We start from the raw sequence: 23331 nt of genomic DNA on the forward strand, positions 1-23331 counted from the left end.
GCACGACCAGGCTGGAGGTCACGGGCCCGACCGGCGCGAGAGCGCGCCGACCGGCTCATCATGATCAGTGCAGGTTTCAGGCCACCTTGAAGTCGTTCCAGCGCTTGTTCATGTAGGCGGATTCATCCATCAGCGTGTTCCAGCACGAGATGTTCTTGACGCGCTCGAGGAACGAGCCGCCGTCGCGCTTGGTGCCGGCCTTCTCCATCGGCACGCCGTAAGGATCGTTGATGACTTCGGGCGCCGGCTTGCCCTCGTACCAGAACGCCCACTCGGCCGGGGTCAGGAATTTCTTGGCGGTCGACGGCACCGCGCTGTAGTAGCCGTAGCGGGCCACGAAGCCGCCCTGCCAGCCCGACAGATACCAATTGAGATATTCGTAGGCGGCATCGAGCTTCTTGCCCGACAGGTGCTTCATCAGGCCCATGCCGTTGCACCAGCCGCGATAGCCTTCCTTCCCGTTCTTGATGTTGACCGCGGCGTAGACGCAGGGAATTTCCTTGACGCGGACGGCGGCGACGGCCGGCGACCACATCGACTGGATGATCACTTCGCCCGCCGCCATCAGCTGCACCGACTGATCGAAGGTGGTCCAGGTGGCGCGGAACTGACCGGCCTTTTTCAGCTCGATCAGCTTGTTGCAGGTGAAGTCGATCTCCTCCTTGGTCATGTTGCCCTTGTTGCCGTACTTGATCAGTCCGGCGCTTTCGAAACACAGCGCGGCGTCCATGATGCCGATCGCCGGGACGTCGAGGATCGCGGCCTTGCCCTTGAATTTGGGATCGATCAGTTCCTTCCACTCGGTCACTTCGTGGCCGACCAGATCGGGCCGGTAGCCGATCGAGTCGGCGTTGTAGACCTGCGGCAGGAACGTCGCCCACTCGGTGACGCCGTCGTGCAGATCGGTGGAGTCGGGCTTGGAGATGTACATCGCCTCATAGGGCGAGATGCCTTCGCGCGGGATCTTGTGACCGTCGATCTCGCCCTTGGTGAAGATCGGCAGGATGTTGTCGAATTCCTTGATCTTCTTGATTTCGATGCCCTGGATGACGCTGCGCTTGGCGGCCAGCTTGGCCTGCCAGCCCTCGAGGTCGGCGATATCGACCGTGTTGGGCTGACTGATGAAACGGTTGATCGCCGCCGAGGTGTCGAGATTCTGCATCGTCACCTTGAAGCCGAGATCCTTGGCGGCCTGGTCGCCGATCGCCTTCACCACCGAGTAGGACACGCCGACATGGCGCAGCTCGATGTCCTTGATCTCCTGCGCCCAGATCGTCGGAAAGCCGCGGATCGCATCGCTGCCGACCGCCGCGCCGGCGACCGCCGCGGCGCCCTTCAGCAATGTGCGACGGCTCAGTTTCTTCGCCGGCTTGGCTTTCGTCTCCGTCGGGTCGGAAGAGGATACTCCGCTGTCCTTGTCGATCATGGCGCCCTCGCTGACTGCGTTGAAGATGCACATCATCACGTAGCTGACGGATGATGCGATCGGTCACGCACGAGGCTAGGGGCGCGATTCAGCGAAGTAAAATTGGAAGCAAAAATCGGCGACATAAACCGAATTAATGACGCCGCCGGCTGCACCGGCTTTCGGCACCCCGCCCAAGGATGCGTCAACCGGCGACTAGAAACCAGTCGGACGGCAGCTGCATCCCGGCGACGTAGTTGGCCGCGGACCGCCTCGGCGAGGCGGCCCGACGCCGGCGGAGTCACCTGCTAACATGATGGAATCGTTTCGCCGTTTCAGGCGCGCAGGCGTTTGAGGAGATATCGCCAGGCGGACACGGCGGCTTGCGACGCGGCCGAACGCCGCAGCGTTCGCGCCCTAGAGCTTCGGGCCTTGATCCTGCTGTGCCTCGCGCGTCGCGTTCGCGTCGAGCGTCGCCCACCCGCGCTGGCCGGGCGGCTGCGGCAACTTCTGCTGCAACGTGTTGTTGCGCAGGATGTGCGACTTCGAGATCATGTGGGCGGTGATCGGGGCGGTCAGGAATAGGAACAGCGTGATCAGCAATTCGTGCAGCGACAGCTCGCCGCGAACCAGCGCGAAATAGAGCAGCGAGGCGATCAGCAGTGCACCGATGCCGAGCGTGGTGGATTTGGTCGGCGCGTGCAGCCGCTGCATGATATCCGGCAGCTTCACCAGCCCGAACGAGCCGACGAACAGGAAGAGCGCGCCGATCAGGATCAGCGCCGACACCAGGAGCTCGCTGAACCACGCCATCGCTTACTCGATCACATTGCCGCGCAGCAGATATTTGCAGAACGCGACGGTGGACAGGAAGCCGACCGCGACGAACAGCAGCGCGATCTCGAAATACAGGCTGGTGCCGTACCAGATGCCGATCACCACGACGAGCCCGATGGTGTTGGTCACCAGCGTCTCCAGCGTCAGGATGCGGTCGAGCACGTCGGGGCCCTGGGCGAGCCGATACAGATTCATCAGCGCCGCAACGGCGATGATGCAGACGGCGATCAGGCACGCGGTCGCGATCATCCGAAGATCTCCTTCAGCCGGCGCTCGTAGCGGGTCTTGATCTGAGCCACCGTGTCGTCCGGATCGGTGGTGTGCAGGCAATGCACCAGGATGGCGCTGCCGTCGGCGGCGAGATCCGCGCTGACGGTGCCGGGCGTCATGGTGATGGTGCCGGCGAGCAGCGCGATTGCCTCGGCCGAGGTGAGGTCGATCGGCACCACGACATAGCGCGTCTGCAGCCGCGCCGTCGGCCAGAACAGCACCCAGATCGCGACCTGGATGTTCGACACCACGATGTCCCAGCCGACCACGGCGACATATTCGATGATCTTAAGCGGCCGGCGGATCACCGGCCGCACCGGCCAATACGGGCTGGTGAACAGCGGGATCGCACCGCCGAGCACCAGGCCGAGCAGCACGGTGCCGAGCGAGATCGAATTGATCAGCGCCACCCAGACGGCGGCGATCAGCAGCGTGAACACGGGATGCGGCAGCAGGCGCCTCATCGTGCGCCCTCCCGCGACAGGACTGCCAGCGACGCGGGGTCGACGGCGCGCACATAGGACGTGACGTCGAGCGCCTGCCGCGCGGTGGCGGCGAGGTCGCGCGTCACCGGGCCGGCGAACAGCGCCAGCAGCACCGTGGCGCCGAGCAGCGCGGTGATCACGCCGGCCTGCAACGCGATGCGCGGCGGGGTGATGGGCGTATCGTCGGAAGGTTTGGCTGCGACCTTCCAGAACAGCGTGCTGCCGGCGCGGGGGAAGCCGATGATCACCACGAGGCTGGTGCCGAGCACGATGCACCAGCTCGCCGCCGCCAGCGGGCTCTGCCAAGTCGCGTCCAGGATCAGCAGCTTGCCGAGGAAGCCGGACAGCGGCGGCATGCCGGTGATGGCGATGGCGGCGACGAAGAACAGGCCGGCGAGCAGATTGGCGTGCGGCAGCGGCGGCGCCGGTGACAGGCGATCGGCAGGGCGGCCGCGCTGCGCGATCACCAGATCGGCGAGCAGGAACAGCGCCGCGCCGCTCAGCGTCGAATGCAGCAGATAGTAAAGCCCCGCGGCGAGGCCGGCCTGATCGAACAGCCCGAGCGCCAGCAGCAGCGAGCCCATCGACCACACGATGGCGAAGCACACCAGGCCGGTCAGCGACGCGCTCGCCAGCACGCCGATGGCGCCGAGGATCAGCGTCGCCAGCGCGGCCGGCACCACCCAGGGCGCCGCGATATCAGCCACGCTGCCGGCATTGGCGCCGAACACCACGGTGTAGACCCGGACGATCGAATAGGCGCCGACTTTGGTCATCATCATGAACAGCGCCGCGACCGGCCCGGCCGCCGCCGCATAGGCGGTCGGCAGCCACCATTGCAGCGGGACGAGCGCAGCCTTCAGCGCGAACACCAGCAGCAACAGCAGCGCGCCGACGCGCAGCAGCGCCTCGTCGCCGGGCGCGACCTGCGTCACCCTGCCGGCGAGGTCGGCCATGTTGAGCGTGCCGGTGACGGCGTAGATCAGGCCGACCGCGAACAGGAATAGCGTTGAACCGATCAGGTTGATCGCCACGTAGTTGAACCCGGCGCGCAGCCGGCGCTGGCCGCCGCCGTGCAGCATCAGCCCGTAGGAGGCGATCAGCATCACCTCGAAGAACACGAACAGGTTGAACACGTCGCCGGTGAGGAACGCGCCGTTGAGGCCCATCAGCTGAAACTGGAACAGCGGATGGAAGTGCCGGCCGGCCTTGTCCCAGCCGGCCATCGCGTAGATCAGCACTGCGACGGCAAGCAGCGCAGTGAGCAGCAGCATCGTCGCGGCCAGCCGATCAAGCACCAGCGCAATGCCGAACGGCGCGCGCCAGTTGCCGAGCAGATAAGGTTGCGGCCCGCTATCCGCGGCCGTGGCGTAAAGCCAGATCGATAGTCCGAGCAGCGCCAGCGTCGCGGCGCCCGAGACGATGCGTTGCGCGACGACATCGTGGCGCAGCGCCAGGATGAGAAACGCCGCGACGGCGGCGGGCAGCACGATCGGGGCGACGATCAGATGCGTCATCGGCCGGCCTCGTGCTGGTCGCCGGCATCGACGCGTTCGCTGCCGCTTTCGAGGAAGCCGCGCAGCGCCAGCACCACCACCAGCGCCGTCATGCCGAACGAGATCACGATCGCGGTCAGCACCAGCGCCTGCGGCAGCGGGTCGACATAGTCGGCGACGCCCTTGCTGATGATCGGCGCCTTGTCGATTCCCAGCCGCCCCATCGCGAACAGGAACAGGTTCACCGCATAGGACAGGAAGGTGGTGCCGATGATGACCGGGAAGGCGTGCCGGCACAGCACCAGATACAGGCCCGTCATCGTCAGCACGCCGATGGCGCTCGCGACCAGGATTTCCATTCAGCCCTCCTGCGCCGAAGACGCGCCGCGGGGCGTCAGCGGGATGTCGGAGGGACCGACCGGTGCCGGGCCGCGCTTGGCGCGGCGCTCGACGCGCGAGATCTGCGACAGCGACAACACCACGGTGCCGACCACGGTGAGGAACACGCCGGTGTCGAACAGCATCGCGGTGGCGAGTTCGATCTCGCCGATCAGCGGCAGATGGAAGTAACCGAACGAGCTGGTGAGGAACGGCCGCCCGAACGCGAAGGCGCCGAACCCGGTGGCGGCCGCGATCAGCACGCCGGCACCGAGCAGGCGATGGCCGTCGATACGGCGCTGCTCGGCGCTCCAGGCGTAACCGCTGGCCATGAACTGCATGAGGATGGCGATGGCCACGATCAGGCCGGCGATGAAGCCGCCGCCCGGCTGATTGTGACCGCGGAAAAAGATGTACATCCCGACCGTGATGGCCAGCGGCAGCAGCACGCGCGCCGCAACCACGAGCGGCAGCGGATGCGCGTCGGCCGAACCATGGCGCTGGCGCATCGCATCCAGCCGTCGCGCCGCGGCGCCTTCCAGCGCGCTGGCGAGCAGCGCGTAGATCACCAGCGCGGCGATGCACAGCACGATGATCTCACCGAAGGTGTCGAAACCGCGGAAGTCGACCAGGATGACGTTGACCACATTGGTGCCGCCGCCACCCGGCTTGGATTGCGCCAAGTGATAGGCCGAGATCGAGCTGCCGTCGCGCGTCATCACCGCATAGGCGAGCGCCGCCGCCGCGACGCCGCCGATGCCGGCGATCACGCCGTTGCGCAGCCGATGCGACAGCGGCTCGGTGGGCGTCAGCTTCGGCAGCAGATTAAGCGCCAGCAGCAGCAGGATCACGGTGACGACTTCGACCGAGATCTGGGTCAGCGCCAGATCGGGTGCCGAGAACTGCATGAAGGTCAGCGACACGATCAGGCCGGCGACGCTGCTCAGGATCAGCACCAGCAGGCGGTGGACATGGAACGCCATCACGGCGAGGCTGGCTGAGACAAGCAGCAGCCAGCCGACCAATGCCGGCAGATTGACCGGCAGCATCGCGCGTGTGCCCGCTTCGTAGCGGCCGCCGAGGAAGCCCGCTGCGCCGACGATCAGGATGGTCGCAGTGATGACCGCCAGATAGCGCGGCAGCGAGTCATTGTGCAGCCGGCGGATGACCCAGCGCGACGCGCGCACGCTCGCTGCGATCACAGCATCGAACATCCTCTTGGCGTCGGGCCGCGGCAGCGCGCGGCGCAGCGTCTCGAGCGGCGTGTGGATCAGCAGCAGCGCCAGGCCGCCGGCCATTGCGATGCCGCTCATCAGCAGCGGCCAAGTGAAGCCGTGCCAGATTGCCAGCGGATGAAAGTCGAGCGGTGCGGTGCCGACCACCGCCTGTGCGGTGCGCTCGACGATGCCGCCGGCGAGAAACTGCGGCGCAACGCCGATCGCCACCACCAGGATCACCAGCACGGCGACCGGCGCCCACATTCCGAGCGGCGGATCGTGCGGGTGGTGGTCCAACTCGGACCGCGCGCGGCCGAAGTAAGTCCCGAATACGAACCGTGCCGAATACGCGACCGACAGCAGCGCGCCAAGCGTCGCCGCGGCGGGGACGATCCAGACGCTGCCGAGCACGGAGGTGTCGGCGGCGGCTTCCAGCATCATTTCTTTCGACAGGAAGCCGTTGAGCAGCGGCACGCCGGCCATCGACGCGGCGGCGATCAGCGCCAGGGCCGCGCTGATCGGCATCAGCCGCGCCAGGCCGCCGAGCCGGCGCAGGCTGCGCGTGCCGGTCTCGTGATCGACGATGCCGGCGCTCATGAACAATGCGGCCTTGAAGGTGGCGTGATTGAGGATGTGGAACATGCAGGCGATCACGGCGAAGCGGGTGCCGAAGCCGAGCAGCATCGTCATCAGCCCGAGATGGCTGACGGTGGAGTGCGCCAGGATGCCCTTGAGATCGTCCTTGAACAGGGCGATCCAGGCGCCGATCAGCATCGTCACCAGCCCCGTGGTGGCGACGATCGCAAACCACGCCTCGGTGCCGGACAGCACCGGCCACAGCCGCGCCAGCAGGAAGATGCCGGCCTTCACCATCGTGGCGGAATGCAGATAGGCCGACACCGGCGTCGGCGCCGCCATCGCGTGTGGCAGCCAGAAGTGGAACGGAAACTGCGCCGACTTGGTGAACGCCGCGCCGAGCACCAGCAGCAGGATCGGCAGATACAGCGGCGAGGCCTTGATGGCGTCGCCACGCTGAAGAATCTCGGTCAGGTCATAAGACCCCGCCGCCTGCCCGAGCAGCAGCATGCCGGCCATCAGCAGCAGCCCGCCGCCGCCGGTCACCACCAGCGCCATCCGCGCGCCCTGGCGGCCTTCCGGCAAATGGCTCCAATAGCCGATCAGCAGGAAGGAGCTGAGGCTGGTCAGTTCCCAGAACACGACGAGCAGCAGGATATTGTCGCTGAGCACGATGCCCAGCATCGCGCCCTGGAACAGCAACAGGAACGCTAGGAACCGCCCCATCGGATCATCGCGATGCAGATAGAACCGGGCGTAGATGATCACGAGCAGGCCGATGCCGAGGATCAGCGCGGCGAAGAACAGCCCGAGCCCATCGAGAAAGAAGCCGAACGACAGCCCCAGCGCCGGCACCCATTCGGCACTGTAGCGTACCGTGTCGCCGGCGATCACCGCGGGCGCCTGCGCCAGCAATAGCAGCAGCGCCGCGAGGCTGATCCCGCCCGTCACCAGCGCACAGGCATTGCGGCCGGCCCGGATCACGATCGCGGGCAGCACGGCGCCGAGCAGCGGCATCAGAACGATCAGAGCGAGCTGCATCGACTCCCTGGGTACAAGACACGCCGCCCCGTGCAAAAGGCGACAGACTCCGGGCGCAGGACGCTCGGCTTCGGAGACAGGCAGCGTGTGCAGGATTGCATCGGCGATGCAAGGGCAAGGACCAGCGGCCGACAACCGGGCAACCGGGCCCGGATCGCGGGCCCGATTCTCCGAGGCGGAATTATCGCCTGCGCCGGCGTCCGGCAAAAGGCGGCATATCGGCGCGGCTGAGGCTTAAGTCCCTACCCGCAGTGCGGCGCCCTGCTTGCGCAGCAGGGCGATCACCGACAGCGGGGTGATCAGGCCGGTGCGGGGGTTGTCGGAGGGGATGTTTTCGATGGTCATCGAGAACCGCGCCGAATCCGCGTCGACCTCGATGCGGTGAGTGTTGCGGGTGACGCTCGGGTCGGCCCAGATCTCCACCATGGTGCGGTCCGGGCCGATGCCGGCGAGCGACAGCGCGACGGCGACGTTGAGATTGGCCGGAAAGCCCTTGCCGGCCTCGCGCGCGCTGCCGTCGAACAGCTTGAGCGGCTCGCGCAGATGGTCGATGTCGATGCCGTTGTCGACAATGAACGGCGCGCCGCGCAACCCGTCGACCGGCTTGCGGGTGATCATCCGCACCGAGTGAATGGTCCCGACCGCGGCGGCCGTTACCGCGTCGAGGCCGATCAGCGCGCCGGTCGGCACGATGATCTGGCCGCCGTTCGCCTTTGCCAGATCGATGAGGTCCTCGTGCTGCAGCAGCGCCGCGGCGCTGAGCACGATCGCGCTCTTACCGCGATTGACGAAAGGTTCGACGATCGCGCGCAGCAGCTTGGCCGGCGCGGCCTCGATCACCACGTCGGCATGCTCGTGCAGCTGATCGACCGGCACCGCGGCCGGCGGCGCCGCGAACGTCGCGAGGAAATCGCGATGCTTGTCGGGGCTGCCGCTGGCGACCGCCGTCAGCGTCAATCCGTCCAGGCCGCGATCGAGTTCACGGGCGATCGCGGCGCCGATGGCGCCGAGCCCGGCGATGGCGACGCGTTGCGGGGCTCGGCTGCTTCTCATCGGTTCGTCCTTCCGGCTCAGACCACGCGCTCGCGATGCACGCAGCGGCAGTCCATCTCGTAGTCGAGGCCTTCGACCGGCGGGCGGTTGAAGTGCCAGGTCAGGCCGTGGCGGAACACGCCGCGCTTGCCGAGTTCGCTCTCCAGGAACGGATGGATGTCGTGCACGGTGTAGAGCTGCGCGCCGGTGATGTCGGCCCAGGTGCCGCCGAACGCGCTCATCCGCCGCTCCATCTCGCCGAGCACGAACTGCGCCTTCTTCTGCAGGCCGGCCGGGCTGGTGTCGCCGAGCGCGACGGTGTGGTCGCGATAATTGCCCTTACCCTCGGGCGCCTCGCCGCTGCCGGCGATCACGAAAGACTTCGGCGCGTTCTCGGCAGGCACCGTGTAGGAGAACGCGTAGAAGCTCGGCTCCGCCGGCGGATCGATCGCCGGACAGACATTGCTGCGCGCGATCGGGTTGGTGCGATCCTGCATGATGCCCCAGTCGACCAGCGTCTTGATGTAGACCTCGTTGAAGTCGACGAAACCCTGTTCGGTGAACGGCGCGGGCGAGCGCAATTCACAGGCGCCGAACGCGGTCAGCGGCCTGCCGGCTTCCTTCAGGATCTCGGCGATCTTCGCGAAGCCCTGCTTCAGCGGCACCGGATTGGCAAAACGCACGCGCTCGATCGCGAAGCCCGGCAGCGCGGCGATGCCGCAGGAATATTGGAAGACGCCCAGCATGTAGCGATAGCCGCTGTTCGGGGCTTCGACGGTCTCGATCATGATTCCTCTTTCGATCAGCAAGTGAAGCTTGAGATTTTTATTCCTGCAGCACGCCCAGATAGGCGTCGCGGACGATCGGATCGGCGAGCAGCTCCTCGCCGGAGCCCTCGCGGACGATGCGGCCCATATCCATCACGAAGGCGCGGTCGCACAGATCGAGCGCGATGGTGACGTCCTGCTCCACCAGCAGGATCGAGACGCCGTCCTTGTTGAGCGTGCGCAGCGCCTCGACCAGCTGCTCGACCAGCAGCGGCGACAGGCCGAGCGAGAGTTCGTCGATCATCAGCAGCAGCGGCGCGCTCATCAGGCCGCGGCCGATCGCGCACATCTGCTGCTCGCCGCCGGACAACGTTGCGGCCTGCTGATTGCGGCGCTCGCGCAGCCGCGGGAACGTCGTGTAGATCTGGTCGAGGTCCTGCCTGATCTCGGCGCGGCTGGCGCTGCGCAAATACGCACCCATCAGCAAATTCTCTTCGACGCTCATCGCGCCGAACAGCCGGCGGCCTTCCGGCACATGGACGATGCCGTGCGACAAGATCTCGGCGGCGCTGCGGCCGGCGAGGTCGTGGCCCTCGGAGCGATACTCTCCCCCGCGCACCGCGACGAGGCCGGACAGCGTCCGCATCAGCGTGGTCTTGCCGGCGCCATTGGAGCCGATCAGCGCGGTGATCTCGCCGCGGCGCACCGCGATGTCGACGCCCCACAGCACCTGGATCTCGCCATAGCCGGCATCGAGTCCCTTGGCTTCGAGGATCAGATTGTCAACCATGGCGGGCGGTCCGTTGCGCGTATTGCTGGCCGAGATAAGCCTCGACCACGGCCGGATTGCTGATCACCTCGCGCGGCGGGCCGTCGGCGATCGGGTGGCCGTTGTGCAGCACGACGATGCGGGTGCAGACGTTCAGCGCCACTTTCATCAGATGCTCGATCATCACGATGGTGATGCCGCCGGCGGCGAGCTGATGGATCAGCTTGGTGGCGCGCTCGACCTCGGCGCTGTTGAGGCCGGCATTGACCTCGTCGAGGAACAGCAGCTTCGGCTTCATCGCCAGCGCTTTCGCCAGTTCGAGCCGCTTGCGCATCGCCAGCGTCAGCGTCGCGGCGGACTGCTCGGCCTGCGCCTCGAGGCCGACGAAGGCGAGATGCTCGCGCGCAGCTTCACGCGCCGATTTCAGGCTGGCGCCGGGCTGCGAGAACAGCGCGGCGGCCGCGACGTTGTCGAGCGCGGAGAATTCGGCGAACGGCTGCACGATCTGGAAGGTGCGCGACAGCCCGAGCCGGGCGGCCTGATAGGTCTTGATCCTGGTGATGTCCTTGCCGTCGAACAGGACGGTGCCGGTGTTGGCCGGGGTGACGCCGCAGATGGTGTTGACCAACGTGGTCTTGCCGGCGCCGTTCGGCCCGATCAGGCCGAGCACTTCGCCGCGCGCGACCGACAGGTTGACGTCACGCAGCGCCTGCAGGCCGGAGAAGCGGCGCGAGACGCCGGTGAGGCGGAGCAACTCAGACATGCTTGGTCCTCCGCCACAGACGATCGGCACGCAGCGAGGTCAGGCCGTGCGGCAGGAACAGCAGCAGCAGCACGATCAAGACGCCGAGCACGCCGGTGTGGATGTGGGTGTAGTTGCGCCACACCACTTCCTCGAGCCCGAGATACAGGAACGCGCCGCAGGCCACCCCGAGCGGCGAGCCGAGCCCGCCCATCAGCGCCATCACGATCGGTTTCACCGAATACAGAATGTCGAACACGTCCGACGGATCGATGTAGTGCACCCAGGCGGCGTAAATGCCGCCGGCGACCGCGACGAAGCAGGCCGACAGGCCGAACGCGGCTGCCTTGGCGAGCGTGGTGTTGAGGCCGACCATGGTGGACGCGGTCTCGTTCTGGCGGATGCAGTTGAGCGCGAAGCCGAGCTTGGAGTTGGCAACCGCGATCACCATCAGGGCGGTGAGCAGCATCACGCCCCACATCGTGTAGAAATAATAAGTCGCCTCCGCCATCACGCCGGCGCCGGAGGTGAGCGGGATATTCAGCCCCATGCCGCCGCCGGTCAGGTCGGTGGCGTTGTTGACGAGTTCGCGCAGCACCTCGGCGAGCGACAGGCTGGCGATCGCGAAATAATGCCCGCGCAGCCGCAACAGGATGGCGCCGAGCAGCCCAGCGGCGAGCAGCGCCAGCACGCCGGAGACGATCAGCGCCAGGCTCATCGGCACGCCCTTGCCCATCAGCACGCCGGTGCAATAGGCGCCGAAGCCGAAGAACGCCGCGGTGGCAAACGACGGATAGCCGGCAAAGCCGCCGACAATGTTCCACGACAGCGCCAGCACCGCATACATGCAGGCGATGGTGCCGAGCCGCAGCGCATAGGCGCCGCCGAACAGCGGCAGCGCCGCCACGCAGGCGATCAGGATCAGGAGAGCGACGTGGCTGCGGGTCATTCGAAGCCCTTTCGGCCGAGCAGGCCCTGCGGGCGCAATACGAGAAAGATGATCAGCAGCAGGAACGACAGCGTGGTGGCGTGCGCCGGGCCGAGATAGGTGGCGCCGACGCTCTCGACCAGCGCCAGCAGCAGCCCGCCGGCCAGCGCGCCCGACACGCTGCCGAGGCCGCCGAGCACGCAGACCACGAAGGCTTTGCCGAGGAAGGTGGAGGAGGTCAGCGGCGAGATCGGAAAGATCAGCGCCATCAGCACGCCGGCGCAGCCGGCGAGCGCGGCGCCGAGGCCGAACGCCACCGCGTAGATCGACGGCACGTGCACGCCCATCAGCACCGCGGCGTCGCGATCGAGCCGCACAGCCACGATAGCGCGGCCGACCTTGGAGCGGCGCAGCAGCAGATACAAAAGGCCGGTGAGCGCCAGCGCGGTCGCTGTCGCGATCAGCCGGTCGACCGGCACCACCACGCCGCCGAACGCCAGCGAGCCGAGCGGCGGGGTCAGGATCAGCTTGCGATAGTCGGCGGTGAAGAAGTAGATCATCGCGTTGTTCAGGATCAGATCGAGCCCGAAAGTCAGCGTCAGCGTCACCAGCACCGGCGCAGTGATCACCCGGTTGAGGATCAGCCGCTGGATGACATAGCCGAACGCGAAGAACAGCGGCGCCGCGATGAAGATCGCGTACCACGGCGACAGATGCAGCGACTGGTACAGCATAAATGCCAGATAGCCGCCGAGCACGATGAACGAGCCGTGGATCAGGTTGATGACGTTGAGCACGCCCCATACCAGCGAAAACCCGATCGCGATGCAGGCATAAAGACTGCCCAGCACCAGCGCGTTGATCAGGATCTGGATGGCTTGCATGAGTGCGGGTTCACTTGGGTTGGGAGACAGCAGGAACGTCGACAGCGTGGCGACGAAGCAGATATCGGAGTGTCTACGAGGCCTTAGCCCCGTCATTGCGAGCGCAGCGAAGCAATCCAGCGCAGTGCACGGAGTTGGATTGCTTCGTCGCTGCGCTCCTCGCAATGACGGGAGGAGAGGCCGCGAGCAGATCAGTGACGCTTACTCCACGCCGACCTTCAATTCGCCCTGCTTGATCGCCTGCGGGAACAGCACCACCGGCTTGCCGGCCTGGATCTGGAAGACCGGCGGGTCGAGCGAGTTGATCTGGCCGTTGGCGCCGAACTTCACCGGGCCGAAGAAGGTGACGACGTCCATCTTGGCGAGTTCGTCGCGGACCTTGTCGCGGTCGGTCGAGCCGGCCTTCTCGATGGCGATCTGGAACAGCGCGCCGCACAGCGCCGCCGAGGCATGAGCGTAGTCCGGCTCGGCGTTGTACTTCTCCTTGAACAGCTTCACGAAGTTGGCGGTCGAGCCGAAGATGTCCTTGCCTTCATATTGCGCGGCCGGATGCCACCAGGCGGCGCTGGAGACGTTCTCGGCGCCCTTGCCGAGCGCGTCGATGAACTCCTGATAGGCCGGGCCGGCGATCATCGACACCACCGGCGCCTTGATCTGCTGATCGGCCATCTGCTTGCGCACCAGCAGCAGGTCGTTGGTGTAGCCGGTGACGAAGATCCACTGCGGCGCCAGCGCCTTGATGGATGACAGCGTCGCCGAATGGTCGAGCGTGCCGATCGCGTATTTCTCGAAATACGCCACTTCGAAGCCGGCCGCCTTGGCGGACTTCTCCATTTCCTGGGCGATCGCCAGCGGGAACAGGTCGTTGCGGGCCAGGATGGCGATCTTCTTCACCTCCGGCACCTTGGCCTTGACCATCTCGGTCAGCGGCGTCGTCAAGGTGTCGTTGGGCGTGAAAGTGCCGAACAGATATTTGTAGTTCTGATCGTAGACCTGCACCGACGACGCCGTCGCGGCCAGCGTCGGCACCTTGTATTTCTCGGAGACGGTGCTGGCGGCCTTGGCGGCGCCGGAGCCGAACGGTCCGAACAGGAAGTTGACGTTGTTCTGGGTGATCAGCTGCTCGCTGGCCTGCACGGCGCGCGGCGTGTTCGACTGATAGTCGGTGTAGACGATCTCGACCTTGTACTTCTTGCCACCGACATTGATGCCGCCGGCCTTGTTGGCCTGCTCGGCCCACAGATTGTAGCCCTGCTGCTGCTTGATGGCTTCCGGGGCGAGCGGCCCGGTGATCGGCAGCGGCGCGCCGATCTTGATCACGTCGTCGGCCGACGCTGCGGCGATGTGAGTTGCGGAGGCCAGCACGGCCAGGCCGAGCGGGACGGAGAGGCGGACGCAGCGAGCAACCCACGTGTGAAGCATACGGAAGTCTCCAGGGGGCGATGATGGCTGGGCACAACTGTGCCAAACCGCCCGTTCGAATAAAAGCATTGAATTTGGAAGTCTTAGATCGAATAATTCGAACGTTAGCCAATCGCTGCCGCAATCTTCGGCAGGCGAAAAGACGAGGAAATACAGCAATGATCGAGTCCGCGGCGATCCGCTATTTCCGCGAGGTGACAGAAGCCGGTTCGATCAAGCAGGCGGCCGCGACGCTGCGGATCGCGCCGTCGGCGATCAGCCGGCAGATCCAGGCGATCGAGGAGGAGCTTTCGGTCAAGCTGTTCGAGCGCAACGCCCGCGGCATGGTACTCACTGACGCCGGGCGGCTGGTGTATCGCTACGCGGTCGACAATCGCAGCCTGCTCGACGGCATCCGCGCGCGGGTGCAGGAATTCGAGACGATGCGTCGCGGCCAGATCAAGCTGGCGACCGTCGAGGGCATGCTGTCCAACTTCTTGTCGAACTTCCTGATCGAGCTGTCTGCCGACTATCCGGGCATCTTCGTCTCGACCACCGTGCTCGGCTCGCGCGCGGTGGCCGAGATCGTCGGCCGCAACGAGGTCGATCTCGGCCTGGTGTTCGGCCGCGCGCCGCGTCGCGACCTGATCGAGCTGGCGCGGATGCGGCAGTCGCTGTGCCTGATCGTGGCGCCGACCCATCCGCTGGCGACGCGGGAGTCGTGCACCGTTAAGGAACTGGCCGGGCTGCGCGTGGTGGTGCCGGATCCGTCGTTCGGCATCCGGCAGGAGGTCGACCGCGCCTGCGCCACCGCCAAGATCAGGCTGGAGATCTGCAGCGAGACCAATTCGCTGGCGTTCGCCCAGATGCTCGCCTGGCGCACCGACCTCGCCACCTTCCTGCCGCGCAACACCGCGATGCCGGCGATCGAAGCCGGCCGCATCGTCGCAGTGCCGCTCCGCGACCCGCGGCTGGAGGCGACGCAAGTGACGCTGGTGCAACTCGCCTCGCGCACCATCTCGCCGTCCTGCCGGATGGTGGCGGATCTGCTGGTGGCGCGGATGAAGAGCGCGAGGGAGTAGCTACTCCTCAGAGGCGACCACGCCAGCCCCATCGTCATTGCGAGCGCAGCGAAGCGATCCACGCCACACGTGCGGCGCTGGATTGCTTCGTCGCTTCGCTCCTCGCAATGACGGGGAGAGGTCGTGCTTAAGGAGTTAGCGGCTTCAGGCCGCCTCATCCCGGAGGTGATACCAGCGATACAGCATGCGCTGGCCCAAGCGCCGGAACGGCTCGAACGTGTGGGTCGGCAGCGGCGAGGTGAAGATCGGCAGGTCCTGGCCCTTGAAGTGCTGGCCGGCGATCATCTGCGCCATGCGGCGGCCGGCCTGCGCCGAATAGGACACGCCGTTGCCGCCGTAGCCGAGCGCGTAGAACAGGTTCGCCTGCGGATCGGGACGGAAGATGCGCGGCATCATGTCGTGGCTGACGTCGACCCAGCCCCACCACGAGTAATCGATCTCGATTCCCTGCAGCGCCGGGAATTTGCGGTGCAGGCCGTCGATCAGCAATTGCAGATGCTTCGGCGCGTCGGCGTCGGCGCCGGTGATCGACGAGCGGCTGCCGATCTGGATGCGGTTGTCCGGCAGCAACCGATAGTAATAGCGCAGCGTCCGCGTGTCGGTGAGCACCAGCTTGGTCTTGAAGCCGGTCGCTTCGAGTTCGGCGGCGGTCAGAGGCCGGGTGACGATCGAGTTGGACAGGATCGGCATGCAGCGGCCGCGCAGCACCGGCGTCAGGCCGGGCGCCGTATAGGCGCCGGTGGCGATGCCGACCGCGCGGGCCCGGACAATGCCGCCCGGCGTGCGCAGATGCAGCTTGCCGCCCTGCTGCTCGATGCTCGCGACCGGGCTCGCCGGATGCACCTTGACGCCGAGATCGCGCGCCATCTGCTGATAGCCGAAAGCGAGCTTGGCCGGATGCACGCCGGTGCCGAGCGGCTCCAGCACCGCGCCGACCGCTTCGGCCTCGTTGAGATAGTCGCGGCGGAGCTGCTCGGCGCCGATCACGCTGGTCTGCTCGCCGAACGTGTCGCGCAGCAGCGCCGCCTCGGCCGAGATCTTGTCGAGATTGCGCTGCCGATGCGCGATGTAAAGATGTCCGCCGCGCTGCGGCTCGCAGTCGATCGGGCTCTGCCGCACCAGCTCTTCAAACGTCTCGAAGCCGTCGCGCACTTCGGCGTGCAGCCGCTTGGCGACGTCGAGACCCCAGCGCGCGATCCATTGCGAGCGCGTCAGCCGGCCGGCGGCGTTCTGGCCCTGGCCGCCGTTGCGGGTGCTGCAGCCCCAGGCGACGCGATTGGCTTCGAGCACCACGGGCTTGAGGCCGTGCTCACGCGCCAGGAAGATCGCGCAGGCGAGCCCGGTGTAGCCGGAGCCGACGATCGCCACGTCGGCGTCGATGTCGCCGCTGACCGGGCCGTCGTCGGCCGGCGGCGCGCCGGCGGTGGCGTGCCAATAGGTCGGCGCGTAGTCGCGGTTATGGCCGGGACCGTCGCTGACCAGCGGGTCGTAATGCGGATCGTAGGCCGCCAGCGGCGGCGTCTTCAGCGGCCGGTTCATCATGCGGCTCCCTTGGCGGGCAGCGCCGGGCGGTCTTTGCGGAACGCGCTCTTGCTGACGATCTTGTCGCCGCGGAAGCCGAACAGATCGACGCCTTCGGCCTCGATGCGCGAGCCGTCCTTGGCGGTGGCGCGGAAGATCCATTCGGAGATGCCGCGATCGCCGAACACGGCGTGACGGGTGCATTCCCAGCTCACATCCGGGAAGGTCGCGAAGGTGCCTTCGAACGCGGCGCGGACGTCGGCGGCGCCGCTGATGCGGCGGCCGCAGGCCTCGGGGCCGGCGGCGGCGTCGAACACGATGTCGTCGGTCATCACCGCCATCACGCCGGCGCCATCGTGGCGATTGAAGGCGGCGAACAGAAGTTCGAGTTGGCGCAGGCGCTGAGTATCAAGTTCCGACATAGCGAGGACATTCCATCATGGTGGGCACAGGGGCGTCTCCGTGATGATGGCGCGGATCGGCCGGCAGCTTCGAACGCAGGCTGTCACGAGCGATCGGCCATGCTTAGAACCAGATGCCGCGATGTCTGCGGCCAGAATCCCGGGCCTAACTGGCCCAACGGCTTGGCCCCGGCTGGACCTTCGCGCGCGAGGCGCAATCGCCAAGGTGATGCGATGATCAACATCGCCACCCGCATCAATCCCGCCATCGCGCCCGCCGTGTCGGACGTGTTCACGCAACTGCAGGGCCGTCACCTGGTCGGCAACGCGCTGGTTCCGGCCGTGGCCGGGGCGACGCTCGACGTGATCGACCCCGCCACCGGCGCGGTGCTCGCGGCCGCGCCCGCAGCGACCGCCGACGACGTCGCCCGCGCGGTCGAATCGGCCTCGGCGGCGTTTCCCGGCTGGGCCGCGACGCCGGCGCGGCAGCGTGGCAAACTGATCGCCGAGGCGGCGCGCGTCATCGCTGGGCGCAGCGATGTGATTTCGGCCGTGCTGGCGCTGGAGACCGGCAAGGCGATCCGCACCGAATGCCGTGGCGAAGTCGCGACCGCGATCGACATCGTCACGATGTATGCGGGGCTGGCGTCGGAGCTGAAGGGCGAGACGCTGCCGTTCGATCCGCAGATCCTCACCTACACCAGCCGCGAGCCGCTCGGCGTCGTCGCCGCGATCCTGCCGTGGAACGTGCCGCTGGTGCTGATGATGCTGAAGATCGCCCCGGCGCTGGTGGCCGGCAACACGGTGGTGGTGAAAGCCTCCGAAGAAGCGCCGTTCGCCACCATCGAGATGGCGCGGCTGATGGCCGAGCTGCTGCCGGCCGGCGTGCTCAACGTGATCTGCGGCACCGGCCGCGATTGCGGTTCGGCGCTGGTCGAGCATCCCGCCGTCGCCAAGGTGACGTTCACCGGCTCGCAGGCGGTCGGCGAACTGATCTACCAGACCGCGGCGCGAAAAATCATTCCGGTCAGCCTCGAGCTCGGCGGCAAGAGCCCGATGATCGTCTATCCGGATGCCGACATGACGCGCGTCATTGCCGGCGCGATCGCCGGGATGCGCTTCACCCGCCAGGGTCAGAGCTGCACCGCGGCCAGCCGCATCTACGTGCACAGCACGCTGATCGCCAGCTTCATAGCGCAGCTCAAGGACGCGCTCGCCAAGCTGGTGATCGGCGATCCGCTGGATGAGGCGACCGATATCGGCACGGTGATCTCGGCGCGGCAGAAGGCGAAGATCGAATCCTACCTGGCGCTCGGCGAGCGCACCGCCGGCGCGCAGGTGGCGCGCTGCGGCGAGATTCCGCGTGCCAGTCACCTCAAGGACGGGCTGTATCTGCAGCCGACCATCGTCACCGGCCTGCCGGAAGATTCGCCGCTGATGCGCGAGGAGATCTTCGGCCCGGTGGTCTGCGTGCAGCCGTGGGACGACGAGGACGACGTCATCGCCCGCGCCAACGACAGCGATTTCGGCCTCGCCGCGACGGTGTGGACCCACGACCTGCGCAAGGCCCTGCGCGCGGTGCAGCGGCTCGACGCCGGCTACGTCCAGGTCAATCAGAACCTGACGATCCAGCCGAATCTGAGCTATGGCGGGTTCCGCAAGTCGGGTCTCGGCAAGGAAGCCTCGCTGGAAGCCATGCTGGAGCACTTCACCAAAAAGAAGACCGTCGTCATCGATATGCGGTGAACGCCATTATGCAGGACCTGATCGCCGCCGCGCAGGCGAGCCTCGCCGGCGCGCTGCCGTCGCCGCGGATCGTCGCCGAGACCATGGCGGCGGTGGCGGCGGCGTCGTTGCTGCGCGGCTTCACCGGCTTCGGCTTCGCGATGGCGGCGGTGCCGCTGATGGGCCTGTTCATGCCGCCGTCCAGCGCGGTGCCGATCGCGGTGCTGCTGCAACTCTTGACCGGCCTCAACGATCTGCGCCGCAACCGGCGCGACTGCCACTGGCCGTCGCTGCGCTGGCTGATCGCCGGCGCGGTGATCGGCTCGCCGCTTGGCGTGCTGGCGCTCAGCGTCGCCCCGGCGCCGGTCGCCCGCATCGTCATCTCGGTGATCATCGCCATCGCGGTGCTGATGCTCGGCCGCGGCTTCGCGCTCGCCAATGTGCCATCCCGGCCGGTAACCGCGCTGGTGGGCATGATGGCCGGCCTGTTCAACGGACTCGCCGCGATGCCGGGGCCGCCGGCGATCGTGTACTACATGTCCGGGCCGTTCCGCGCCGTGGCGGCGCGCGCCTCGCTGCTGGTGTTCTTCCTCGTCACCTCGATCGCGGCCTTCGTCAGCATCGCGCTGGTCGGCCTCGCCACACCCACGGTGCTGTGGCTGTCGGTGCTGGCGCTGCCGGTGACGTTCCTCGGCACCCGGATCGGCGAACTCGGCTTCCGCCGCGGCAGCGAGCAGCTGCACCGCCGCGTCTCGATCGTCAGCCTCGGTGTGATCGCCCTGATCAGCGCCGCCAAGGGCTTCGCCGAGCTGAGCTAACTGCGCCTCACAGGCATTGCGACACGGCCGGAATCGCGACGCCGGTCCACACCGTCGCGACAAGCGCCGCGACGGTCGAGCCGATCGCGACCTTGCGGATGAAGCCCCCGGTCGCTTCGCCGCGCGGCTGCCGCACACAATAGATCAGCAACCCGACCAGCGCCGCCAGATGCACGGCCCAGATCGCCAGCAGCACCGCGCGCGACAGGCTGATCTCGCCGATCAGCCGGGCCTGCCAGCCGAACGCGCAGCCCACCGACAGCGCCGCGTAGAGCAGCGTGAACGCCGACGCCCAGATCACGAAGCCGGCGGCGATCAGCAGCAGCGAGGTCGCGCGAGTGGGCGAGCGCGTCATCGCGGCGCTCCCATCACCAGCGGCAGGCCGAACACGATCAGCAGCGTGCCGACCGCAAGCGCCGCCGTGTAGACGTTCCAGATCGCGCCGATGCGCAGGTCGACGCTGCGCCGCGCCGAGACGTAGCCGGTGCGGCTGCGCCAGATGCCGAAGCCGGCGAACACGGCGCCGATCGCGACATGCAGGCCGGCATACAGCAGGATCACCAGCGTGGTGGCCGCATAGGCATGCCGGGTCGGATCCGGCACCGTGGCGACCAGATTGACCAGCCCGATCAGCGCCATGCCCTGGCCCATCAGCGCGGTCGCCAGCGCGCCTTCGCGACGAGGGCCGCTGCCGATGATTGCGCGCCAGCTTGCCGTCAGGCTGGCGAGGCCGGCCAGCACCGTACCTCCCGCGGTCAATGCGACGCCCCACGGCGCCCATGCCATCAGCGCCGGCGGCGGCCAGTTCGGCGCCACTACCCAGAGAAACAGCAGGCCGAAAGCGAGCGACGCATAGGCGGTGGCGTCGGCCGCAAGCGTCAGGCCGATCGCCCACAGCGACGGCGGCGACGCGGCCTCGCTGTGCAGCACCGCGGCCGCGTCGTTGCCGACCGGCAGTGCGCCCTGGTCCTGTGGTTCGCCGGATCCCGGCGTCCACGCCAGAAACGCCGCGACGATCGCGGGCAGCGCCAGCACCGCGACCCAGTACAGCTTGAACAGCACCGCGACGAAGAACACGCCGGTCAGCAGCGCGGTGATCAGCGGCAGCCGGGTCGGCGCCGGCAGCCGCACGATCTGGTCGAGCCGGCCCGACATCACGTCGACGCCGAGGGTTTCCAGCCAGCCGTTGCGGACGAAGCCGAGATAGCCGTCGCCGCGCGCCAACCGGTTGGCGAGCTCCGGCTGATCGGCGAACGGCGACCGCGTGCGCGCATCCGGCAGCGAGCCAAAATTGTAGCTCGGCGGCGGCGTCGCCATCGCCCATTCCAGCGTGCCGGCGCCCCACCGGTTGCGGCGCGCGCGCTTGCCGTGTCGCCAATGCATGAACACGTCGACGGTGAACAGCGCGAAGCCGATCGCCATCACGAAGCCGCCGATCGACGACACCAGATTGAGCCACTCCCACCCGGTCTCGGCCCCGTAGGTCGCGATCCGGCGCGGCATGCCGAGCAGGCCGGTCCAGTGCATGATCAGGAAGGTGAGGTTGAAGCCGATGATGATCAGCCAAAACGCCGGCACGCCGAGGCGGTGGCGCGGGACGCGGCCGGTGAAATGCGGCAGCCAGTAGTACGCCGCCGCCAGCATCGGGAAGATGAAGCCGCCGACCAGCACATAGTGCAGATGCGCGACGACGAAGTGCGTATCGTGGACCTGCCAGTTGAACGGCACGATCGCCAGCATCACGCCGGTGAGGCCGCCGAGCACGAACACCGAGAAGAAGCCGAGCAGATACAGCATCGGGAGCTTGAGCTGCGGCCGCCCGGCCGCCAGCGTGCCGATCCAGGCGAAGATCTGCACCGCGGTCGGCACCGCCACCGCTGTGCTGGCTGCGGAGAAGAACGCCAGCGCCAGATGCGGAATACCGACCGTGAACATGTGGTGCACCCACAGCCCGAAGCTGAGGAACGCCAGCGCCACGATGCTGACCACGATCCAGGTGTAGCCGATGATCTCCCGCCGCGCGAACACCGGCAGAATAGTCGACACCATGCCGGCGGCCGGCAGGAAGATGATGTAGACCTCGGGGTGACCGAACAGCCAGAACAGATGCTGCCACAGCAGCGAATCGCCGCCGCGCGCGGCGTCGAAGAACGGCAGGTCGAAGGCGCGCTCCAGTTCGAGCAGCACCGAGCCGAGGATCAGCGGCGGAAAGCCGAACAACATCATGAAGGCGGTGACCAGCAGGTACCACGCCAGCAGCGGCATCTTGTCGAGCGACATGCCGGGCGCGCGCATCTTCAGGATCGTGGCGATGATCTCGACCGCCGCCGACAGCGCCGAGATCTCCACGAAGGTGATGCCGATCAGCCAGATGTCGGCATTGATGCCGGGCGTGTAGGCCTTCGAACTCAGCGGCGTGTACATGAACCAGCCGCCGTCCGGCGCCAGCCCGAGCGCCATCGCGACGAGTAGGATCGAACCGCCGAACAGATAGCACCAGTAGCCATAGGCGCCGAGCCGCGGAAACGCCATGTCGCGGGCGCCGAGCATCTTCGGCAGCAGATAGATCGCCAGCCCTTCGAACATCGGGATGGCGAACAGGAACATCATCACCGTGCCGTGCATGGTGAAGATCTGATTGTACAGCCCGGGCTCGAGGAAGGCGCTGCGCGGCGTGGCGAGCTGGGCGCGGATCAGCATCGCCAGCACGCCGCCGACGCCGAAGAACACGAAGGCGGTGAGGATGAAGCGGCGGCCGACGATGTTGTGGTTGACGGCCGACAGCCGGCCCCAGCCAGGCGGCGTGCCCCACACCGCTTCGAGCTGCTTGTGCAGGCGGATCGCGCTGGTTGCGGCCGCGGGCATCTCAGGGCGCGGCTCGCTCATCTGGCATCCTTGGGAAGTTGATCGAGCGCGGCCTCGAACGCGTCGCCGTCATGCGCCTCGACGGCGAAATCCATCACGGTGTGGCCGGTGCCGCAGAACTCGGCGCAGACGCCGCGATAATGGCCGGGCTGCGATGCCGACAGCCGCACCACATTGGTGTGGCCGGGGATCGCATCGACCTTGCCGCCGAGCCGCGGGATCCAGAAGCCGTGAATGACGTCGGCGGTGGTGACATGCAGATCGGCGGCGCGTCCGACCGGCAAGTGTAGTTCATTCACCGAGACGCGCGTGCCGTCCGGTCCCGGATAGCGAAAGGTCCACTGCCATTGCCGCACCTCTACGTCGATCCGCACCGGCGCATCGGCGCGCGGATGCGCCAAGAGTCTCTCGCCGACATAGAGGCCGTAGCCGAGCAGCGGCGTCAGCACCAGCGCCGGCAGCACCAGCCCGCCGCCGACCAGCCACAGTTTTGGCGAAGCGCTGCGATCGGTCGCAGGCTTGAGAAACACCCACAACAGCAGCGCCATCACCAGCGCGAACAACAGCGTCGCGCCGATCAGCATCGCCCACCACAGCGACGCGATCGCTGCCGCCGACGGCCCGGCCGGATCGACCGTGGACAGCGGCCCGGCGCAGCCGGCGAGGCCGCTCGCCGCCACCGCGACACTCG

22 protein-coding genes are annotated in these 23331 nt (G+C 67.2%); 3 read left to right on the plus strand and 19 right to left on the minus strand.

Features of this window, described 5'->3' with window-relative positions; translation table 11 throughout:
* Positions 1 to 76 precede the first annotated feature (76 nt).
* The 14 genes from IP86_RS13555 to IP86_RS13620 all read right to left on the minus strand — a co-directional run bounded on the left by IP86_RS13555 (position 77) and on the right by IP86_RS13620 (position 14249).
* Positions 77 to 1426 carry an ABC transporter substrate-binding protein gene (locus tag IP86_RS13555; protein WP_054163102.1) on the minus strand — a complete coding sequence of 450 codons (1350 nt, stop codon included), beginning with the start codon at positions 1424 to 1426 and terminating at the stop codon, positions 77 to 79.
* Between the two features lie 396 nt (positions 1427 to 1822).
* Entirely contained in the window at positions 1823 to 2218 is a 396-nt protein-coding gene (locus tag IP86_RS13560; RefSeq protein ID WP_054163055.1) for a Na+/H+ antiporter subunit G, read from the minus strand.
* A gap of 3 nt (positions 2219 to 2221) precedes the next feature.
* Positions 2222 to 2491 (minus strand): K+/H+ antiporter subunit F, encoded by a 270-nt coding sequence (locus tag IP86_RS13565; RefSeq protein ID WP_054163056.1) that lies wholly within the window; start codon positions 2489 to 2491, stop codon positions 2222 to 2224.
* On the minus strand, positions 2488 to 2976 hold the full coding sequence (locus IP86_RS13570; protein ID WP_054163057.1) for a Na+/H+ antiporter subunit E: 489 nt from the start codon (positions 2974 to 2976) through the stop codon (positions 2488 to 2490). The genes IP86_RS13565 and IP86_RS13570 overlap by 4 nt, the downstream gene beginning before the upstream one ends.
* Complete coding sequence (locus IP86_RS13575) at positions 2973 to 4514, minus strand: monovalent cation/H+ antiporter subunit D (RefSeq protein ID WP_054163058.1); 1542 nt, start codon at positions 4512 to 4514, stop codon at positions 2973 to 2975. Before IP86_RS13575 ends, IP86_RS13570 begins: the two co-directional genes overlap by 4 nt.
* The gene (locus tag IP86_RS13580; RefSeq protein WP_054163059.1) at positions 4511 to 4852 is read right to left on the minus strand and encodes a Na(+)/H(+) antiporter subunit C; all 342 of its coding nucleotides are present in this window, start codon (positions 4850 to 4852) and stop codon (positions 4511 to 4513) included. The genes IP86_RS13575 and IP86_RS13580 overlap by 4 nt, the downstream gene beginning before the upstream one ends.
* Positions 4853 to 7705 carry a monovalent cation/H+ antiporter subunit A gene (locus IP86_RS13585; protein ID WP_054163060.1) on the minus strand — a complete coding sequence of 951 codons (2853 nt, stop codon included), beginning with the start codon at positions 7703 to 7705 and terminating at the stop codon, positions 4853 to 4855. It lies immediately after the preceding gene.
* Positions 7706 to 7939: 234 nt separating this feature from the next.
* Positions 7940 to 8758, minus strand: coding sequence for an aspartate dehydrogenase (locus IP86_RS13590; protein ID WP_054163061.1), 819 nt, complete (start codon positions 8756 to 8758; stop codon positions 7940 to 7942).
* Positions 8759 to 8775: 17 nt separating this feature from the next.
* Positions 8776 to 9525 carry a 2-amino-5-chloromuconate deaminase CnbZ gene (gene cnbZ, locus IP86_RS13595; protein WP_054163062.1) on the minus strand — a complete coding sequence of 250 codons (750 nt, stop codon included), beginning with the start codon at positions 9523 to 9525 and terminating at the stop codon, positions 8776 to 8778.
* Between the two features lie 37 nt (positions 9526 to 9562).
* Entirely contained in the window at positions 9563 to 10294 is a 732-nt protein-coding gene (locus IP86_RS13600) for an ABC transporter ATP-binding protein (protein WP_054163063.1), read from the minus strand.
* Positions 10287 to 11036 (minus strand): ABC transporter ATP-binding protein, encoded by a 750-nt coding sequence (locus IP86_RS13605; RefSeq protein WP_054163064.1) that lies wholly within the window; start codon positions 11034 to 11036, stop codon positions 10287 to 10289. The genes IP86_RS13600 and IP86_RS13605 overlap by 8 nt, the downstream gene beginning before the upstream one ends.
* Complete coding sequence (locus IP86_RS13610) at positions 11029 to 11964, minus strand: branched-chain amino acid ABC transporter permease (RefSeq protein WP_054163065.1); 936 nt, start codon at positions 11962 to 11964, stop codon at positions 11029 to 11031. Before IP86_RS13610 ends, IP86_RS13605 begins: the two co-directional genes overlap by 8 nt.
* The gene (locus IP86_RS13615; protein ID WP_054163066.1) at positions 11961 to 12827 is read right to left on the minus strand and encodes a branched-chain amino acid ABC transporter permease; all 867 of its coding nucleotides are present in this window, start codon (positions 12825 to 12827) and stop codon (positions 11961 to 11963) included. Before IP86_RS13615 ends, IP86_RS13610 begins: the two co-directional genes overlap by 4 nt.
* Before the next feature lie 201 nt (positions 12828 to 13028).
* Complete coding sequence (locus tag IP86_RS13620; protein WP_054163067.1) at positions 13029 to 14249, minus strand: amino acid ABC transporter substrate-binding protein; 1221 nt, start codon at positions 14247 to 14249, stop codon at positions 13029 to 13031.
* Positions 14250 to 14407: 158 nt separating this feature from the next.
* On the opposite strand from IP86_RS13620, the gene IP86_RS13625 reads away from it, so the two are divergent.
* The gene (locus IP86_RS13625; protein WP_054163068.1) at positions 14408 to 15310 is read left to right on the plus strand and encodes a LysR family transcriptional regulator; all 903 of its coding nucleotides are present in this window, start codon (positions 14408 to 14410) and stop codon (positions 15308 to 15310) included.
* A gap of 144 nt (positions 15311 to 15454) precedes the next feature.
* Here the strand turns inward: IP86_RS13625 and IP86_RS13630 are convergent, their stop codons facing one another.
* Entirely contained in the window at positions 15455 to 16849 is a 1395-nt protein-coding gene (locus tag IP86_RS13630; protein ID WP_082363993.1) for an NAD(P)/FAD-dependent oxidoreductase, read from the minus strand.
* A complete protein-coding gene (locus tag IP86_RS13635) occupies positions 16849 to 17253 on the minus strand; it encodes a nuclear transport factor 2 family protein (RefSeq protein ID WP_054163070.1) in 405 nt (134 codons plus the stop codon). Before IP86_RS13635 ends, IP86_RS13630 begins: the two co-directional genes overlap by 1 nt.
* Positions 17254 to 17466: 213 nt before the next feature.
* Here IP86_RS13635 and IP86_RS13640 point away from each other — a divergent pair, with 213 nt between their 5' ends.
* Both IP86_RS13640 and IP86_RS13645 read left to right on the plus strand, forming a co-directional pair.
* A complete protein-coding gene (locus IP86_RS13640) occupies positions 17467 to 18978 on the plus strand; it encodes an aldehyde dehydrogenase family protein (protein WP_054163071.1) in 1512 nt (503 codons plus the stop codon).
* The gene (locus IP86_RS13645) at positions 18975 to 19775 is read left to right on the plus strand and encodes a sulfite exporter TauE/SafE family protein (RefSeq protein ID WP_245290615.1); all 801 of its coding nucleotides are present in this window, start codon (positions 18975 to 18977) and stop codon (positions 19773 to 19775) included. Before IP86_RS13640 ends, IP86_RS13645 begins: the two co-directional genes overlap by 4 nt.
* Positions 19776 to 19782: 7 nt before the next feature.
* On the opposite strand, the gene IP86_RS13650 is transcribed toward IP86_RS13645, so the two are convergent.
* Genes IP86_RS13650 through coxB form a run of 3 tightly spaced genes read right to left on the minus strand, consistent with a single transcriptional unit; the run spans position 19783 to position 23320 of the window.
* Positions 19783 to 20130 (minus strand): hypothetical protein, encoded by a 348-nt coding sequence (locus IP86_RS13650; protein WP_054163073.1) that lies wholly within the window; start codon positions 20128 to 20130, stop codon positions 19783 to 19785.
* Positions 20127 to 22661 (minus strand): cytochrome c oxidase subunit I, encoded by a 2535-nt coding sequence (gene ctaD / locus IP86_RS13655; RefSeq protein ID WP_054163074.1) that lies wholly within the window; start codon positions 22659 to 22661, stop codon positions 20127 to 20129. The genes IP86_RS13650 and ctaD overlap by 4 nt, the downstream gene beginning before the upstream one ends.
* The gene (gene coxB / locus IP86_RS13660; protein ID WP_349509532.1) at positions 22658 to 23320 is read right to left on the minus strand and encodes a cytochrome c oxidase subunit II; all 663 of its coding nucleotides are present in this window, start codon (positions 23318 to 23320) and stop codon (positions 22658 to 22660) included. Before coxB ends, ctaD begins: the two co-directional genes overlap by 4 nt.
* Positions 23321 to 23331 lie beyond the last annotated feature (11 nt).

It is taken from the genome of Rhodopseudomonas sp. AAP120 (assembly GCF_001295845.1).
In the GTDB taxonomy this organism is placed as follows: Bacteria; Pseudomonadota; Alphaproteobacteria; order Rhizobiales; family Xanthobacteraceae; genus Rhodopseudomonas.

Coding starts and splice junctions, on each gene's coding strand:
- IP86_RS13625 (WP_054163068.1), top strand. CDS start 14,408: ATGATCGAGTCCGCGGCGATCCGCTATTTCCGCGAGGTGACAGAAGCC.
- IP86_RS13605 (WP_054163064.1), bottom strand. CDS start 11,036: ATGTCTGAGTTGCTCCGCCTCACCGGCGTCTCGCGCCGCTTCTCCGGC.
- IP86_RS13555 (WP_054163102.1), bottom strand. CDS start 1,426: ATGATCGACAAGGACAGCGGAGTATCCTCTTCCGACCCGACGGAGACG.
- IP86_RS13575 (WP_054163058.1), bottom strand. CDS start 4,514: ATGACGCATCTGATCGTCGCCCCGATCGTGCTGCCCGCCGCCGTCGCG.
- IP86_RS13640 (WP_054163071.1), top strand. CDS start 17,467: ATGATCAACATCGCCACCCGCATCAATCCCGCCATCGCGCCCGCCGTG.
- IP86_RS13600 (WP_054163063.1), bottom strand. CDS start 10,294: ATGGTTGACAATCTGATCCTCGAAGCCAAGGGACTCGATGCCGGCTAT.
- IP86_RS13560 (WP_054163055.1), bottom strand. CDS start 2,218: ATGGCGTGGTTCAGCGAGCTCCTGGTGTCGGCGCTGATCCTGATCGGC.
- IP86_RS13565 (WP_054163056.1), bottom strand. CDS start 2,491: ATGATCGCGACCGCGTGCCTGATCGCCGTCTGCATCATCGCCGTTGCG.
- IP86_RS13580 (WP_054163059.1), bottom strand. CDS start 4,852: ATGGAAATCCTGGTCGCGAGCGCCATCGGCGTGCTGACGATGACGGGC.
- IP86_RS13615 (WP_054163066.1), bottom strand. CDS start 12,827: ATGCAAGCCATCCAGATCCTGATCAACGCGCTGGTGCTGGGCAGTCTT.
- IP86_RS13650 (WP_054163073.1), bottom strand. CDS start 20,130: ATGACGCGCTCGCCCACTCGCGCGACCTCGCTGCTGCTGATCGCCGCC.
- cnbZ (WP_054163062.1), bottom strand. CDS start 9,525: ATGATCGAGACCGTCGAAGCCCCGAACAGCGGCTATCGCTACATGCTG.
- IP86_RS13620 (WP_054163067.1), bottom strand. CDS start 14,249: ATGCTTCACACGTGGGTTGCTCGCTGCGTCCGCCTCTCCGTCCCGCTC.
- IP86_RS13585 (WP_054163060.1), bottom strand. CDS start 7,705: ATGCAGCTCGCTCTGATCGTTCTGATGCCGCTGCTCGGCGCCGTGCTG.
- IP86_RS13635 (WP_054163070.1), bottom strand. CDS start 17,253: ATGTCGGAACTTGATACTCAGCGCCTGCGCCAACTCGAACTTCTGTTC.
- IP86_RS13610 (WP_054163065.1), bottom strand. CDS start 11,964: ATGACCCGCAGCCACGTCGCTCTCCTGATCCTGATCGCCTGCGTGGCG.
- IP86_RS13630 (WP_082363993.1), bottom strand. CDS start 16,849: ATGAACCGGCCGCTGAAGACGCCGCCGCTGGCGGCCTACGATCCGCAT.
- IP86_RS13570 (WP_054163057.1), bottom strand. CDS start 2,976: ATGAGGCGCCTGCTGCCGCATCCCGTGTTCACGCTGCTGATCGCCGCC.
- IP86_RS13590 (WP_054163061.1), bottom strand. CDS start 8,758: ATGAGAAGCAGCCGAGCCCCGCAACGCGTCGCCATCGCCGGGCTCGGC.
- ctaD (WP_054163074.1), bottom strand. CDS start 22,661: ATGAGCGAGCCGCGCCCTGAGATGCCCGCGGCCGCAACCAGCGCGATC.